We start from the raw sequence: 1727 nt of genomic DNA, 5'->3' as shown, positions 1-1727 counted from the left end.
TAGAGCGGCGGCTGCGCGAGATAGAGGTGCCCGCGCCGGACGATCTCGGGCATTTCCTGGAAGAAGAAGGTCATCAAGAGCGTGGCGATATGCGCGCCGTCGACGTCGGCGTCAGTCATGATCACGACGCGCTCATAGCGCAGATTATCTGGGCGGCAGTCTTTCCGCGTCCCGCAACCGAGCGCCTGGATCAGATCGGCGATTTCCGAATTGGCGCCGATCTTGGCGGCAGTCGCCGACGCAACGTTGAGGATTTTGCCGCGAATGGGCAGGATCGCCTGGGTCTTGCGATCGCGCGCTTGCTTGGCGGAGCCGCCTGCGCTGTCACCCTCGACGATGAAGATTTCGGTGCCTTCGGGGCTATCCGCCGAACAGTCGGTGAGCTTGCCGGGCAGGCGCAGCTTGCGCGCGCTGGTCGCGGTCTTGCGCTTGACCTCGCGCTCGGCCCTGCGCGCGAGCCGCTCGTCCATCCGTTCGAGGACATAGCCGAGCAGCGCCTTGCCGCGCTCCATATTGTGGCTGAGGAAATGGTCGAAGTGGTCGCGGACCGCGCGCTCGACGAGCGTCGCGGCTTCGGGGCTGGTGAGGCGGTCCTTGGTCTGGCTCTGGAATTGCGGCTCGCGGATGAAGACGCTCAGCATCAATTCGCTGCCGGTCATCACGTCTTCGGCGGTGATGTCCTTGGCCTTTTTCTGGCTCACCAGTTCGCCAAATGCACGGATGCCCTTGACCAGCGCGGCGCGCAGGCCCGCTTCATGCGTGCCGCCATCGGGAGTGGGGATGGTGTTGCAATACCAGCTATAGCTGCCGTCGCTCCACAGCGGCCAGCTCACCGCCCATTCGACCCGGCCCGATTGCTCGCCATTCGGCCCAGCGGGGAAGTCCTGTGTGCCGGCGAAGAAATCGGCGGTCGCACATTCGCGCCCGGCGATCTGTTCGCGCAAGTGATCGGCGAGCCCGCCGGGGAACTGGAACACTGCTTCGGGCGGCACATCGCTGTCGGCGACCAGCTCGGGCGCGCAGTGCCAGCGGATTTCGACGCCCGCGAACAGATAGGCCTTGGAGCGCGCGAGCTTGTACAGCCGCTGCGGCTTGAAATGCAGTTCGGGGCCGAAAATCTGCGTGTCGGGGGTGAAGGCGACCGACGTGCCCCGCCGGTTCTGCACCGGGCCCAGCTCCTCGAGCTTGCCTTGCGTGATCCCGCGCGAGAACCGCTGGCGGTAGAGCAGCTTGTTGCGCGCGACTTCGACCACGGTGTCGCTCGACAGCGCGTTGACGACGCTGACGCCGACGCCGTGCAGGCCGCCCGAGGTCGCATAGGCCTTGCCCTCGAACTTGCCGCCCGAATGGAGCGTCGACAGGATCACTTCGAGCGCCGACTTGCCCGGAAACTTCGGGTGCGGATCGACCGGGATGCCGCGGCCATTATCAGTGATCGTCAGCCGGTTGCCGGGCTCGAGCGTCACTTCGATTCGATTGGCATGGCCCGCGACCGCTTCGTCCATCGCATTGTCGAGCACTTCGGCGGCGAGGTGGTGTAGCGCGCGCTCGTCGGTGCCGCCGACATACATGCCCGGCCGCCGCCGCACCGGCTCCAGCCCTTCGAGGACTTCGATCGAGGAAGCATCATAGGCGCCGGGGACGGCATTGGGGGCAGCGAACAGATCGTCGGACATGGCGAGAGCTATAGGAGCGCGGGAGTCACGCGCGCAAGCGCAGTCCGCGCG

At 66.0% G+C, this 1727-nt stretch carries 1 protein-coding gene; it reads right to left on the bottom strand.

All coding sequences use genetic code 11. The annotated features are described in order from the left end of the window. Positions 1-1676 (bottom strand): DNA topoisomerase IV subunit B (locus tag K2W81_RS16030; RefSeq protein ID WP_294106367.1); only part of this gene is annotated, 1676 nt, incomplete at its 3' end. Positions 1677-1727: the final 51 nt, after the last annotated feature.

It is taken from the genome of Sphingomonas sp. (genome assembly GCF_019749955.1).
In the GTDB taxonomy this organism is placed as follows: domain Bacteria; phylum Pseudomonadota; class Alphaproteobacteria; order Sphingomonadales; family Sphingomonadaceae; genus Sphingomonas.
This window is presented reverse-complemented; position numbering and strand designations above follow the sequence as displayed.